Annotated in this window: 16 protein-coding genes; 6 read left to right on the plus strand and 10 right to left on the minus strand. The window is 43.2% G+C overall.

The genetic code is table 11. From position 1 onward, the window contains the following. Position 1: 1 nt before the first annotated feature. Positions 2-1,069, minus strand: a complete 1,068-nt coding sequence (locus CLV57_RS00380; RefSeq protein ID WP_245856768.1) for a mechanosensitive ion channel family protein — start codon at positions 1,067-1,069, stop codon at positions 2-4. Next, on the minus strand, positions 1,069-2,856 hold the full coding sequence (locus CLV57_RS00385) for a glycoside hydrolase family 15 protein (RefSeq protein ID WP_100339397.1): 1,788 nt from the start codon (positions 2,854-2,856) through the stop codon (positions 1,069-1,071). Before CLV57_RS00385 ends, CLV57_RS00380 begins: the two co-directional genes overlap by 1 nt. A gap of 250 nt (positions 2,857-3,106) precedes the next feature. Here CLV57_RS00385 and CLV57_RS00390 point away from each other — a divergent pair, with 250 nt between their 5' ends. Next, complete coding sequence (locus CLV57_RS00390) at positions 3,107-4,012, plus strand: alpha/beta hydrolase (protein ID WP_245856771.1); 906 nt, start codon at positions 3,107-3,109, stop codon at positions 4,010-4,012. Between the two features lie 143 nt (positions 4,013-4,155). Further along, positions 4,156-5,064: an alpha/beta hydrolase gene (locus CLV57_RS00395; protein WP_100339398.1), complete on the plus strand. Its 909-nt coding sequence runs from the start codon at positions 4,156-4,158 to the stop codon at positions 5,062-5,064. Between the two features lie 33 nt (positions 5,065-5,097). On the opposite strand, the gene ligD is transcribed toward CLV57_RS00395, so the two are convergent. From ligD to CLV57_RS00420, 5 genes are all read right to left on the minus strand, one after another. Beyond that, a complete protein-coding gene (gene ligD, locus CLV57_RS00400; RefSeq protein WP_100339399.1) occupies positions 5,098-7,182 on the minus strand; it encodes a DNA ligase D in 2,085 nt (694 codons plus the stop codon). 44 nt (positions 7,183-7,226) lie between these two features. Further along, a complete protein-coding gene (locus CLV57_RS00405) occupies positions 7,227-7,400 on the minus strand; it encodes a DUF3606 domain-containing protein (protein ID WP_100339400.1) in 174 nt (57 codons plus the stop codon). A 63-nt stretch (positions 7,401-7,463) separates the two neighbouring features. Continuing rightward, positions 7,464-8,030 carry a DUF4142 domain-containing protein gene (locus CLV57_RS00410; RefSeq protein ID WP_100339401.1) on the minus strand — a complete coding sequence of 189 codons (567 nt, stop codon included), beginning with the start codon at positions 8,028-8,030 and terminating at the stop codon, positions 7,464-7,466. Between the two features lie 133 nt (positions 8,031-8,163). Beyond that, positions 8,164-9,177 (minus strand): hypothetical protein, encoded by a 1,014-nt coding sequence (locus CLV57_RS00415; protein ID WP_100339402.1) that lies wholly within the window; start codon positions 9,175-9,177, stop codon positions 8,164-8,166. Positions 9,178-9,216: 39 nt separating this feature from the next. Beyond that, entirely contained in the window at positions 9,217-9,516 is a 300-nt protein-coding gene (locus CLV57_RS00420; protein ID WP_100339403.1) for a putative quinol monooxygenase, read from the minus strand. Between the two features lie 91 nt (positions 9,517-9,607). Between CLV57_RS00420 and CLV57_RS00425 the strand changes: the two genes are divergently transcribed. Next, on the plus strand, positions 9,608-10,009 hold the full coding sequence (locus tag CLV57_RS00425; protein WP_100339404.1) for a YidH family protein: 402 nt from the start codon (positions 9,608-9,610) through the stop codon (positions 10,007-10,009). A 65-nt stretch (positions 10,010-10,074) separates the two neighbouring features. Here the strand turns inward: CLV57_RS00425 and CLV57_RS00430 are convergent, their stop codons facing one another. Further along, a complete protein-coding gene (locus CLV57_RS00430; protein ID WP_100341253.1) occupies positions 10,075-10,671 on the minus strand; it encodes a YceI family protein in 597 nt (198 codons plus the stop codon). A 181-nt stretch (positions 10,672-10,852) separates the two neighbouring features. Between CLV57_RS00430 and CLV57_RS00435 the strand changes: the two genes are divergently transcribed. The 3 genes from CLV57_RS00435 (at position 10,853) to CLV57_RS00445 (ending at position 13,302) form a co-directional block, all read left to right on the plus strand. Next, the gene (locus CLV57_RS00435) at positions 10,853-11,860 is read left to right on the plus strand and encodes an SMP-30/gluconolactonase/LRE family protein (RefSeq protein WP_211290008.1); all 1,008 of its coding nucleotides are present in this window, start codon (positions 10,853-10,855) and stop codon (positions 11,858-11,860) included. A gap of 108 nt (positions 11,861-11,968) precedes the next feature. Further along, entirely contained in the window at positions 11,969-12,841 is an 873-nt protein-coding gene (gene bla, locus CLV57_RS00440) for a subclass B3 metallo-beta-lactamase (protein WP_245856774.1), read from the plus strand. 14 nt (positions 12,842-12,855) lie between these two features. Next, complete coding sequence (locus CLV57_RS00445) at positions 12,856-13,302, plus strand: hypothetical protein (protein ID WP_100339406.1); 447 nt, start codon at positions 12,856-12,858, stop codon at positions 13,300-13,302. Between the two features lie 18 nt (positions 13,303-13,320). On the opposite strand, the gene map is transcribed toward CLV57_RS00445, so the two are convergent. Next, positions 13,321-14,085, minus strand: a complete 765-nt coding sequence (map, locus tag CLV57_RS00450; protein ID WP_100339407.1) for a type I methionyl aminopeptidase — start codon at positions 14,083-14,085, stop codon at positions 13,321-13,323. 288 nt (positions 14,086-14,373) lie between these two features. Next, complete coding sequence (locus CLV57_RS00455) at positions 14,374-14,592, minus strand: hypothetical protein (protein WP_100339408.1); 219 nt, start codon at positions 14,590-14,592, stop codon at positions 14,374-14,376. Positions 14,593-14,616 lie beyond the last annotated feature (24 nt).

Raw genomic sequence — 14,616 nt, forward strand, 5'->3', positions numbered from 1 at the left:
TTTAGCCTGCTTGTGGGTTATCAATACGTAATTTAGGCAATGAGTTACTTTGCTGTTGCTGAAGGTATGCTATCAAACTTTCGCGTACATAACACCTCAGATCAACCAGATTGGACGCGTTTTTTGCACTAACTATTGCACGTATCATCATTGTGCTTTCTTTCGCCTCCCACACCTGCAAAACATTCACCCGCCTATCCCATAAGTCAGATGTATTTAAAATGCGCGTCAGTTCATCACGCACAGCACTTACAGGGCAAGTGTAATCCACATAAATTTCAACGGTACCTAACAGTTCGGCGGTAGTACGCGTCCAGTTTTGAAAAGGCTTTTCAATAAAATAAGTTATGGGTAAAATTAACCGTCGTTGATCCCAGATATTCAGTACCACATAGGTAAGCGTAATATCTTCTACCCTGCCCCACTCACCTTCCACCACCAAAACATCATCAATACGTATAGGCTGCGTAAAGGCAATTTGAAAGCCTGCCAAAAAATTCCCCAATGATTTTTGCGCAGCGAAACCTATGATGATACCACCAATACCCACGCCGGTTAAAAGTCCGGCGCCCAGTTTACGCACGTTATCAAAACTTAGCAGTACTACCGCTATGGTTATCAATACGATCAGCGTTGTAATAACCTTCCGCACAAAACGTAGCTGAGTCTGGATCTTCCGTTCCTCCAGGTTATCTACTTTGTTGAGGTCATACTTGTGATATACAAAATCCTCAAATACCCTAACTGTGTTGATGAGTAAGTCAGCAAACGAGATAATCAGCATTATCTCTATCAACTTTTTAAAATTGGCTAAGTAAGCACCCTCAAAAATAAGGAACGGCAACAACGCGTTCAGCGTAAGCAGCGGGATAAAATGATTTAACGGCCTGCTTAAGTGCGTAATAACAGACCTGAATAACGAGTAATCTTTAGTGTTTTTATAATAGCGAAGCAGGCGGGTAAGCAACAGCTTCAATATAAAACCCAACAGCAAAGTGGCCGCTACCAAGCATATGTTCCATGCCCAGCCCGGTAACTCACGCGACAATATTTGCAGTTGCCTATCCACTATAAAAACACAGGCCTATCCAATTTTACAGCTATGCGGTAAGCGGCATTCATTAAACCCACGTGGCTATACGCCTGCGGGAAATTACCCCACTGGCTGCCGTCTTCACCATCCACATCTTCGCTGAATAAAAGCAGGTGGTTGCAATACTTCAGCAGCTTTTCAAATTCCTGAACGGCCTCGTCAACTCTGCCCACACAAGCCAGCGCCTCCACATACCAAAATGCGCAGATCAAAAACGTGGTTTTAGGTTTTCCAAAATCATCTTCGTGCAAATAGCGATAGAATAAGCCTTTCTCAGTTTTCAATTCCTTCTCCAGCGCAGCTAAATGATCGCGCGCTTTTTGTGATGCCGGATCAATGTAATTCATCATAATAAGCTGCAACGTACTGGCATCCAGATACGGGCTGCCCACCGCGTGGGTATACACCTTCCTTACTGGATCATAACAGGCTTCAATATGAGCCGCCGCACGTTCCTTCAACGCTACTGCTCTTTCCTCTAAATTCTTATCGCCAATGGTACGCGCCATTTTCTCGGCAGCATTACAGCCGGCCCATTGAAACAAGTTGCTGTAGCAGTGTACTAATGCAATATTTCTGAATTCCCATATCCCTGCATCGCGCTCATCAATGGTGCGCTCAATTTTGTCCAGAATAGAAGTTATCCACTTGTCTGAATCCTTGCGTTCACTATAGATAAAACGATTATCGGTATATAAAGGCAGCAGTGATATAGATACTTGTCCGTAAATATCATTCTGTATATGTTCTGAAGCCTGGTTGCCTATGCGCACAGGCTTGTTGCCCATGTAGCCATCCAGATGCTCCATAATTTCTTCGGTCAGGTCTTTCTTACCGGTTATGCCGTAAAGCGGCTGATACCTGAAGCTGTCCGTTTTAGCCATAGATATATCGGTAACATAGTTAAAGTACCGCTCCATCTCCTCAAAATGACCAATGTGGTTAAGCGATGTTAACACATAATACGTATCGCGCAGCCAGCAAAAGCGGTAATCCCAGTTACGACCGCTGCCCGGGAATTCCGGCAAACTGGTTGTACTTGCCGCTATGATAGCGCCGGTATCTTCATACTGGTGTATTTTAAGGGCCAAAGCCGAGCGGATAACATAAGGCTGATAAAACAACGCAATAGAGGAGTGTTTGATCCACAAGCGCCAATACTCAATGGTTTCGCGCAAGTACTGTTCACAGGTACTTGCTAATGAGCCGTACCAAACATCGCCATAATTTAGAATGATGTATTTGGTTTCATTCAATGCGAAGCACTCCTCATCTAACAAATACGTCACCGGTATATTGGTTGACAACGCCATGGTTTCGCCGCAGCCGGTAAACTTAATATGGTCGCTGCCTTGCAAAACATCCTGATAGCGCCTGCCATAGTCACAAACAGGCTTACATTTCACTTTTATGCGGGGCGCGCCTTCCAAGGGTTCAATTTTCCTGATCAGCATTAAAGGTTTATAAAACTGGTCAAACTGGCGAAAACGCGGCGCGAAATCCGTTACACGATATTTACCGTTCTGGCAGGTAATTTCGGTACGCAGCACATTGGTGTTTTCGGCATAATATTGTTTGGACGTGTACTCAATTGTTGGCAGAATAGAGAACTCACCCCCCTTTTGCTTATCCAGCATTCCGCCAAAAACAAAAGCGCTGTCAAAACGGGGCCAGCACATCCAGTCAATATTAGTATTTAAATTGATATGGGCTAAAAAATTACAGTTGCCAATTATGCCTGTTTGATAGGTATGTTTCGCCATACGGTATTGTGTTGTTAGTTGTAAAAGCAACAACCTTTACTGTAAATTGTTATCAAAAATGCAAATCAGCATTTTGGCGCTATTTACCTGCCGCCTACCGTAATAAAATTTTTATATAACGATGTGTGTTTTAATTGTAGAGTTAACACTTAAACTATATATTTGACTTACGATATCGATTTAGATTTCCTTATTTTATAAACCATTATTTACAAATAAGCCCCCAAACCTGAATTCAGATTTATTTATTATGAGACAAAAAGAAATTAATATGATTACTAAAAATGCCGGCAAATTGCTTTTGGCATTGGTTACTTTGGCATTGCCTTTAGGCAGCGCGTTGGCACAAGGCCCGGGTCAGCAGGCACCCATCACCTTAGGTCCTGATGATAAAGCGGCTTTCCCTGCCGCACCGGTTGGTTTTGACCAGGTTAAGAATGTTCCGCACGGAAAAATTGACACCGTTACCTACGCTTCAAAAAGTGTTGGCAACAACCGTAAAATGTTAGTTTACACGCCGCCGGGCTTCTCAAAAAGCAACTCTTACCCTGTGCTTTACTTATTACACGGTATAGGTGGCGACGAGAAAGAGTGGTTTACACATGGTGCGCCAAATGTTATTTTAGATAACCTGTTGGCCGAAAAGAAAATTGTTCCGATGATCGTTATCCTGCCTAATGGTCGCGCTCAGGCTGATGACCGTGCTGTGGGTAACGTTTATGGTACTGCACCTGCTTTCGCGGTATTTGATAAAGACCTTTTAGGCAGCATCATCCCATACGTTGAAGCTAACTATCCGGTTAAAAAAGACCGTGTAAACCGTGCTTTAGCGGGCCTTTCAATGGGTGGCGGCCAGTCGTTAGATTTTGGCCTGGCTAACCTGGATACTTTTGCATGGGTTGGTGGCTTCTCATCAGCTCCTAACACATTCCCTCCTGCCAAACTGGTACCAGATCCGGCTGCTGCAAAACAAAAGCTGAAACTGCTTTGGGTATCATGCGGTGACCAGGACGGTTTAATGAATGTGAGCAGAGGCGTACACACTTACCTGAAAGAAAACAACGTACCACACATTTGGCATGTTGACTCAGGCAAGCATGATTGGCCGGTTTGGAAAAACGACCTTTACCTGTTCAGTCAGTTAATTTTTAAATAAGATATTAAATGCTGTTGATTGGTCAACGGCATTTTGAAAGCGAACCTGGTATGTTTTTTTGAGTACATGCCAGGCTTCATTTAGTTAATCGGGTTAAGCCGCGTATCTTTTGATGCGCGGCTTTTAATTAAAAGTTATTTTCTATGAAACTGTTTAAAAACCTAATTATAGCTGCAGCCTTGCTGCCATTAATGGCGCACGCTCAGCAACAAACTATTAATCTTTACCAGGGCGCTGTACCTAATTCAAAGCCCACCAAGCTGGTAGACCAAACCACTTTAGAACAGGGCATGTTCAGAAGGGTAGCTAATCCGCAACTGGAAGTTTATGCACCCGAAGCCGGTAAAGCCAACGGCACAGCCGTTATTATTATTCCAGGCGGAAGTTATAAGGTAGTGGTTTATCAATCAGAAGGTATACGTTCGGCACAGGAGTTTGCTAAAAATGGCGTTACCGCCTTTGTTTTAAAGTACCGCCTACCCGCAGATTCAAGTATGGTTGACAAAACCATTGGCCCTTTACAGGATGCGCAGCAAGCTATAAAGATAGTACGCGAAGGCGCGGCAAAATGGAATTTAGATGTTAACAAAATTGGCGTAGTGGGTTTTTCTGCCGGAGGGCATTTAGCATCAACTGTTGGAACGCATTTCCAGAAAGCCGTTATTGAAAATAGTAACAACACGAATTTACGCCCTGACTTTTTGGTGTTGATCTACCCGGTTATCAGTATGCAGGAAGGCTTAACCCATGCCGACTCACGCAAAAACCTGTTGGGTGCCACTCCATCAAAAGCTACTGTTGATCTGTACTCAAACGAGATGCAGATCAACGACAAAACACCCGTTACATTCCTGGTACATGCAGGAGATGATAACGTGGTTAAAGTGGAGAACAGCATTGGCTTTTACGAAAATTTGAGGAAAAACAAAGTGCCTGCCGAGATGCATCTGTTTCAAAAGGGTGGCCACGGTTTAATGGGCCACGGCTTAGACGAGTGGATGAATCTATTATTTAAATGGCTGCAAGCCAACAAGTTCATGACCAAACAATAAGAGGCCCTTTATAAAAGCTAAAAGCACGAACCCTTATTCAAATATGGTTCGTGCTTTTTTTATGGTTTTCTCCAGGTCAATACCTTTACCTAATGCGCCTTTAAACAAGTCGCCGGTTTCCTTTAAACGGTCTATGGCGTTTTTAATGTGGAAGTCGCGCATTTTTAATCCTTTCTTTACCTCCTCCCAGGCCAGCGGCATGGACACCGTTGCGCCGGGCTTGGGTCTTAAAGAATAAGGCGCGGCTATGGTAGCACCCGGTCGGTTCTGCAAAAAGTCAAGATACATTTTGCCTTTGCGATTGGCCACCATGCGTTCCAGGCTTGTGAAATCGGGTATTTGTTTGTGCACTAATTGCACTATCATTTTGGCAAATAGTTGCGATTGATCGTAATCATATTTCGCTCCCAAGGGGATATATATGTGTATGCCTGTTGAGCCGGAGGTTTTTGGAAAACAAGGTACATCAACAGCGTCCAATACCTTTTTCACTTCCTGCGCAGCAATTATTACCTGATCAAAAGTATTTTTATCCGGGTCAAGGTCTATTACACAGAAATCAGGATTGTCTGGCGATTGCACCCTGCTAAACCATGGGTTTATTTCAATACATCCCAACGTAGCCATCCAAAGCAGGCTGTCTTCTTCTGTTGCTACCAGATATTCTTTGTGCTCGCCCTCACCTGTTACATGCGGCATGGTTTTAGCCCATTCCGGCGCTTTATCGGCTACGTTCTTCTGGTAAAAACTCGGACCATGAATACCATTAGGGAAACGGTTAAGCGACATGGGCCTATCTTTCAAGTAAGGCATCATATAAGGCGCAACCTGATAGTAATAGTTGAACATGTCGCGCTTGGTAATACCATCCTCGGGCCAGTAAACTTTGCTCAGATGATTAAATTTTATCAAATGGCCATTAACGGGCCGCTCCTGCGATTCATCCTTCGGGTTAAGCAAAGTGCGCCTTGCCTTTTTGGGCGGTTCAACTTTTGGATGAATACTTTTTTCAGCTTGCTCATCAGCAGCTTTTACTGTTTTGTCGGTATCGGTTGGTGTTTCCAGCACCACATCATCAGCATCCTTATCAGTACGCAAGCCCTTGAAAGATGCCTGCCGCACCTTTCCATCGCTGGTCAATTCAGCAAAGTTAATCTCGCAAACCAGTTCAGGTTTTAGCCAGGTAGGTTTTGCACCCAATCGTTTGGGTCGGAAACGCGATGGCTCATCCACATCAGGCTCCACATCAAACGGGCATACATCTGTAATGAGGGGTTTGAATTTCTCCATCATTTCTTTTTGGAGTTTATCGCCCCAACCTGTACCAACTTTGCCCATGTACTTAAACTTACCGTTTTTGTACACCCCGAGTGTTAGTGCACTGAAGGGTTTTGACGTGCCTTCGTTTTTGGTGAAGCCGCCAATTACCATTTCCTGCCTGCGCTGTACTTTAATTTTGAGCCACTCTTTTGAGCGCAGATCCGAAGTATAGGCACTACTTGCCTTTTTAGCGATGATACCTTCCAGTCCCATGCGTTCGGCAGCATCAAAAAACTCAATGCCACGCGCCTCAAACACCATGCTCTGGCGTATGCGGTCATCATTTTTGGGAAGGATATGTGTTAAAATAGTTTGCCTGTCACTTAACGGCAAGTCCATCAGGTTTTTGCCTTCATACCACAAAATATCAAACACGTAATACACCAGATCGCCATCTGCCTCGCTGCGCCAGTTTTGGATACCCCCAAAATCAGATATTCCCTTATCGTTCAAGACCAGCAGTTCACCGTCTAAAACAGCATTATGGCCCCATTTTTTCAGCAGATCGTTAACAGGGTAAAATTGATCAAAAAGCAAATTATTACGAGAGATCAGTTCCGCTTCATCCTCTGTTACCTTGGCAATGGCGCGATATCCATCCCACTTAATTTCATATACCCAACCCGGATCATCAAACGGTTCATCAACCAGCGTAGCCTTCATGGGCTTTATCTTCGCCGGCATAGCCGACTTTGGCGCATCTTTCAAAAGCGCTTCCGCCAACTTTGCTTTGTCTATTATTTTTGCTTCTCCACGTTCCGCTTTCTCAATCTTCTTATCAAGTGTTTTTGTGGCCATGGTATTTTTATTTACAGACAACAAAGCCCCTTGCGGGGCTTATTTTACTTTTTGTTCTTCAGTTCTTTTTCAACTTCACTGCGCCGGTTGGAACCGGCTTCCTTTTTAGCAGCTTCAACTGCTTTGGCCGAAGTTCCGGTCTTTTTTCCTTCGTAGCTCAATTCGTGGGGCTGCTCTGATACAGAACGACGCTCCACTTTGGTTCCCCGTGTTGCCATGTTAAAGTACAGTTTGTTAGTTATTAACCTTTGTAAATGCTTAATTGTTTGAGTGGGCCGCGTCTACTTCATGCTTTGCAGTTCATCCAGGTGGTGTTTAACCACAGGAGCTGTTTTAGCAGCGAAAGCTTTTAGTTCGGCATCCTGCCCGCCGTTGGCTTCCTGGTTCATAATGGCTAAGGTTTTATTGTGGCCCTCTTTCATTACTTTGATGTAGCCTTCATCAAAAGCTTTACCGCTTAGTTTGCTTAGGCTATCGCTTTTAGCCTGATGTTCGGCATCAAGGCCGGTAGGTAAGGTGATGTTTTTGTTTTTAGCAATACCCATCAGTTCCTCATTGGCCATGCTGTGGTCTTTCACCATCATGTTGCCAAAGTTTTTTACTTCTGCGCTAACGCCTTTTGCCGCGGCCATTTTGCCCAAAGCTACTTCTGCCATGCCGCTAATAGCTGCTTTGTTAGCAAAGGCGGTATCGGCTGCTGCCGGAGATGATACGTTAGATTGTTCTGCCACCGGGCCATTATCAGCCAGTACCTCTGTGCTGTCTGCGCCCTTGTCGGCTTCACTGCTGCTACAGGCCTGTAATAAGCCAACGGCAATAAGTGGGATAAAGAAGATCTTGTTTTTCATAAATTTAGTTTATTACAATACAATGCACATTGATGCAAAGTTTCTGTAATACACCAGCTTAGTGAAAAACGGGTAATTGCCGCATGTGCGTAAAATACGTAGAAAGGGTTTAAGAAAGATTATTGGTTTTTGCTCAAAGACAATACTTTTTTAGCATTTCATCAAGAGCAGGCCAACTGCCCAACGCCTTTGCTTTATTCCAATCTTCGCAAGCACCATCCTTGTTGCCCAACAACAGCTTGCACAATGCGCGCAGGTAAAGATCTTCTTTGTCATGAGGTTTACTGGCTATTGCCTTATCGAAATAATATAACGCCAACTCATAATTACCCTTTGTAAAAGCCTGATTAGCTTTCTGCGAAGCCAAAAGTGCAGGTATAGCAGTTTCAGATGTAAGATAGCTTAAGTTAACAGACATTTGTACTGCTACGGGTTTTCCGTTAAGCAATGCCGGTTCCCATTTTTTACGGTTTTGTTTAAATACCTTGACGAAGGTTTTATTATAGTCCGCGTCAATTCCTTCTAAAATCTTTAAACTATCAGCAGAACCGGTTTTAGAAACAATGAATGTTGCCAATAAATTTCCTACACGGTTATCCATGTTTACATCTTCCCGTACGCCCTTATACATATCATTTCTAAAACTTTCTCCACGGTAAACAGCATATATTTTTGGTGTCTGCTTATAAATGGTATCTCGTTCAAACACCTTTAAAATATCAGCCGGTTCAAGCGCCAAACTGTTTTGGAAACTCCGCTCCTGAACAAAGTAAAATTTTAATGCGTCCGGATCATTAAACCCTTTCCGGCCAGCTTGCAACAATACCAAAGTATCATTGGTGATCTCCGTGCGATAGGTGTTTACTACCCAGCCTTCGTCATTTTTAATTGTAAGCAAGCTGTTATCAACCTGAAACAAATAGGCATTCCCGTAATCGGTATAAATGCTTGAAACATTTACTTTATTAGGGCGGGAGAACCTATATTTTATATAAACGTTCTTAAGCGGATGCGCATCGGGCAGTTCTGTTCCGTCGCGAAAAACAACCTTACTTGTAACCCACGTTTCAAACATATATTGTGGTGCAGTTTGCGCCCTCAAAACTTTGGTTACCAGTAGTAAAGCAAAAAGTATATAATATCTCATTAAAGAAACAGGTTTAGGTATACTTCAAAGCAATTCCTTTTAATACAACTGCGTAGCCAGCACAGCCTCCCTGTTATCAAGAACAGGAACAATCTGGCCTAAAGCTATTGCTTTAAAATGCTCAGACGCGCGGTGTGCGGCAACAGCATCTTCGTTTTTGTAACCTTCATACAACATAATGGTGTTTGGGTCAGTGATGCTTTGGTGGATGGTGTAAAACAGGTTACCTTCTTCTTTACGGGTTTGTTCAACCAACTCAGGCAGCAATTTTAATACAGACTCAAGGTGACCATCTTTTACCTGCCATTTGGCAAAAAGGTTTACGGGTTTATCGCTCATGGTATTTTTTATATGCTGCTAAAATACTCAAATTGCTTAGCAGCGGGCCGGGCATTTGTTCATTTTGTAAAAAAATGCCACATTTATAACGATGGAAGAAGTAAACCCAAAAACAAAGAACATATCAGCAGGCCCGGCCGACTTCATGGCCAATGAGCGTACCTTTCTGGCCTGGATACGTACCAGCATTGCCTTGATGGGTTTTGGCTTTGTGATAGTAAAGTTCGCGTTGTTTGTTAAGCAGATGGCTATGATAATGGGTGGCAAAGGCGTGCCACCGGGCAAGGGCTACTCTGCCGAGATTGGTACTTTTATGGTAGTGCTTGGCGCGTTGATGACGGTGCTGTCTTACATAAGATATCGCCACGTTGACCGGCAGTTGGGCAATAATGTTTACTTCCCTTCCAAATGGCTGTCGCTGTTGGTAGCAGGCGTGTTGGTGGTTGGCGCTATTTTGTTAGTGTTTTACCTGCTGCCAAGCGTGAGACAGTAGGGTCTTTAACAACAAAGCCTCCGGACAATCGTACGAAGGCTCTGTTATCATAGATAATAAATTACTTATTTGGTAGCAACCAAAGTGATGTTAAGGGTGAACTCATCATCAATAGCTTTGTCGCCAATGGTATCAAAAAAGCTTTTTGAAGCATATTTGATGTTGTATTTGGTACGGTCAACTTTTACGTTAGCAGCTTTAGCAGTTAAAGTGTTACCGCTAACTGTGTAGGTTGCAGGGAATGATACCGCGTTGGTGATACCTTTTATCGTAAGGTTACCAGCTACACTAATAGCGCCGTTACCGGTTTTGGTAATTTTAGTAGTTACAAACTGTGCTTGCGGGTGTTTGTCAACGCCAAAGAAGTCTTCAGATTTTAAGTGGCCTAATAATTTGCCTTTTGAATCATCGTCTGTCAGATCTTTATTGCTGATAGAAGCCATATTGATAGCAAATGAACCTTTTGCAGGAACATTATCTTCGGTAACTATAGTACCTGATGCTAACTTGATCTCGCCATTGTGCTGACCCAACACTTTTTTGCCGGTCCACTCAATGTTGCTTTTTTGTGTGTCAATTTTGTAGGTTTCGGTTTTTGCAGGCGCAAATGCTGATAATACAGTAGCAGCCAATCCAATTGTTAAGAGTGATATCTTTTTCATTTTCTTTTGTTTTGATAGAACAAATATAAAAGCAATAATTACATGTTTAAACATATAAATGATTTAATTGCGCGTTTATGACAAACCCATAAAATCTACTGATTTTGTAGTATATCCCTTTAAGTTGAAGTTTCTTAACTAATCAGTATATTAGTGCCTGTAAACCATTATAACATTTTCAATGATGAACTCTTTTAGAAGCGCGTTAACAGCTACCGCAATAGCGCTATGTTGCACGCAGGTATATGCACAGACTAAAAAGCCTTTGATCACCGTAAAATCTATGGACCCGGCTTTTGACAAACTGGTAAGCAAAGATGCCAAAGCAGAAATTTTGGCTGAGGGTTTTACCTGGAGCGAGGGCCCGCTTTGGATAGAGAAACATAAAATGCTGCTTCTCTCTGACGTAAAAGAGAATAAAATATATAAATGGACCGCCGGGAAAGGTAAAGAGGTGTACCTTAACCCATCCGGCTATACTGGCACTATTCCACGCGGTGGTGAATTGGGCTCTAATGGTTTGGGTTTAAGCAATGATGGCAAACTGGTAATTTGCCAGGATGGTAACCGCCAGGTAGTTATTATGGATGCGCCCTTAGATAAACCTGAACCAAAATTCAAGGCATTGGCTGCCAACTATAACGGCTTAAAGTTTGACAGCCCCAACGACCTTACTTTTATGAGCAATGGCGACATTTACTTTACCGACCCGCCATACGGTTTGGAAAAAAATGTTGGAGATCCGCTTAAAGAGGCTCCATATCAGGGTGTGTACCGCATATCAAAAAATGGCAAGGTAACCTTACTTACCAAAGAGATATCGCGCCCTAATGGTATCGCTTTATTTCCGGGAGAAAAAAGGATATTGATAGCCAACTCAGATCCGGCTAAGCCACACTGGTATGTTTATGATCTTGATAAGAACGGCCTTTTAACCAACGAAAAGATATTTTACACGGCCGAGATGCCTAAAAACGGCTATAGCGGTGTACCCGATGGTTTGAAAATTGACAAGCAGGGCAATGTGTTCGCCACCGGTCCGGGAGGTATTTTTGTGCTGAACAGCAGCGGCAAATTGTTAGGTAAAATTGAGGTGGATGACCTGGCATCTAACTGCAGCTTCTCTGCCGATCAGAAAACCATTTACGTTACCAACAACCGCAGAGTAATTAAAATTGCTTTGAGATAAGACTATAAAATAATGATAGCTAAGCCCTTTTCTACATCGGAAAGGGCTTAGCTATTTATGGTGATCGGTTTAAAAAACTTATATTTAGCCATCTAATTACAATACATTATGCGTAAAAATATAATAGGCAAAGCATTAGCCATTATTGGCTTATGCTGCATGAGTTTATTCGCCTCCGCGCAAACCGTAAAAGAGCCGGCCAGTTTGTCGCCTGGATGGATGCGCACTTATCAGCCTTTTCGCATAGTGGGTAATTTGTATTATGTGGGTACTTATGACCTGGCTTGTTACCTGATTGTAACCCCTAAAGGCAATATTTTGATCAATACAGGTTTGGCAGCTTCTACCCCAATTATAAAAAGCAATATTGAGGCTTTAGGTTTTAAGCTCAGCGATACCAAAATACTGCTCACCACACAGGCGCACTATGACCATGTAGGCGCTATGGCCGAAATTAAAAAGCTAACCGGCGCTAAAATGATGGTAGATGCAGCTGATGCCGGCGTAATGGAAGATGGCGGACGATCTGACTATGAATATGGTGGCCCAACAAGCGCCTTTGCTCCTGTTAAAGTGGATGCGGCATTAAAAGACGGTGAAAAAATAAAATTAGGCGGTACAGAAATTACCATTTTACACCACCCCGGCCATACCAAAGGCTCAAGCAGTTTTGTTTTGAATGTAAAAGACGACACCAAAACCTGGAAGGTATTGATAGCGAATATGCCTACCATTGTAACCGACAAACCTTTTTCGGCCGTACCGGGCTACCCAAAAATTTCTGCCGATTACGCTTATACGCTTGCTTCGCTTAAAGCCCAGCAATTTGACCTGTGGCTATCGTCGCACGCCAGCCAGATGGATATGCACAAAAAACGCAAACCCGGTGATGCTTACAATCCATCAGTATTTGCCGACCGTGCAGGTTATGATGCATTGGTAGCGGGATATGAAAAAGACTACAAGGAGAAAATTAAGTAGTAGTTGCTAATTGCATGATTGAGCTAATTGAACAGCAAACGCAAGACATTAGTTGGTTTTTTATCACCGGCGAAAACATAGCTTTTATTGCCTCCGGTGGCGGACCACTGCCCACAACTATCGCAAGTCAAACGTTTGATGATCTTGATCTTGTGTACGACAGCATCTTCGATTTACCAGACCGATGTGATGTTGTAATAAATCCCGAGCTTAAAAAAATGATTTATCCCAACACGGTTAATGAGCAGTATTTGGCAGACTTTGTTTTAATGGCGAGTAAAGGCCTTTTTAGTTATGATAAAACTGTAGTTAATAAATTTTCCGATACAGGCTATCATTTAGTTGCCTCGCCTACCAAACCTTTAACAGCTGACGAGTTACCTGCACCCCTTTTAGAACTTTTGGCTTGCAGGAAAGATCAAAACATATTAGGCAATACTATAGACATTTCTCTGCTTTAAACTGAAAGCATTTACAAGCTAATCCCAAATACCATTTTGCGCGGTAAAAATTACTGGTTCGCCGCCTGTTACCATAATGGTGTGTTCGTGTTGAGCAACAAAGCCGCCTTTATTGCCTAACAGCGTCCATCCGTCGCCTTGCTCTTCGGCAATGGTTGATTTAGTTGAAATAAAGGTTTCAATTGCTACCACAGAGTTCTTTTTAAAACGGGTTGTGTTGAACCTGTCCTGGTAATTGGCAATTTCATGCGGTTCTTCGTGTAAGCTTCTGCCAACACCGTGACCGGTAAGGTTTTTTATAACCGTATAGCCGGCTTTCTTAGCTTCCGTTTCAATCAGTTTACCAATGTCTGATATTCTTACTCCTCCTTTAATATTGCTGATGGCTTTTTTCAAGATCTCCTTTGATGTTTCAACCAGTTTGCCATGACCGTGAATATCTTCACCCAAAACAAACGAGCCGCCATTATCTGCCCAAAAGCCGTTCAGCTCGGCCGATACGTCAATATTCAACAGGTCGCCCTCCTGCAAAATTGTATCTGCCGACGGTATGCCATGCGCTACCTCGCCATTAACACAAATACAGGTATTACCCGGAAAGTTGTAGGTAAGCAACGGTGCCGAACGCGCACCCATTTGGGTAAGCAATGCACCGCCATACTCATCCAGCTCCTTGGTTGACATGCCGGGTTTAGCATACTCGCGCATTTTTCTGAGGGTAATGGCTACGGCATCGCTGGCCAGCTGCATTCCGTTTAATTCGCTATCGCTTGATATAGACATGGTGTGTTTTTATGACGCTGCAAAAATAAGCATAAAACAGGCTAATGCGGTCGAGGTATTGTCAAGTTCGGTCATTAGTTGATACCCTCGTTTGTCATTTCGACCGAGCGAGCGGGGGGCTTGAGGGGAGCGAGGGAGAAATCTTTTCGAAGCGATGAGTAACCGGCGAATCAGTCGCCTTTAAAGGATTTCTCCCTCGCCCCCACCGCCCAAGGCTTTTACCCTTGCCTATCGAAATGACAACAAGAGATGAAATATGTGGGAGATTTAAACTTTATTCATTGTTTATCACACATTTATAATTTGCTCACCCACACTTTGAATATCCGCCTGGCTAAATTCCTGCGGGTCATCACTTGTCCAGGTGTAGAGGGTGTTTTTGTAGATGGTTAGCGTGCGGTCTTCAAACGCAATGTCGTAAAGTGTTTTGTCACCGTCAGCATGTTCATTAACCTGCACGTCAAACTGTTTGCCGTTGAGTGATATGTTATAATTGTTGTTTTCCATGATAGTAGCTGTTGAAATTTAACA

This window comes from Mucilaginibacter auburnensis (assembly GCF_002797815.1).
GTDB classification, from domain to species: Bacteria; Bacteroidota; Bacteroidia; order Sphingobacteriales; family Sphingobacteriaceae; genus Mucilaginibacter; species Mucilaginibacter auburnensis.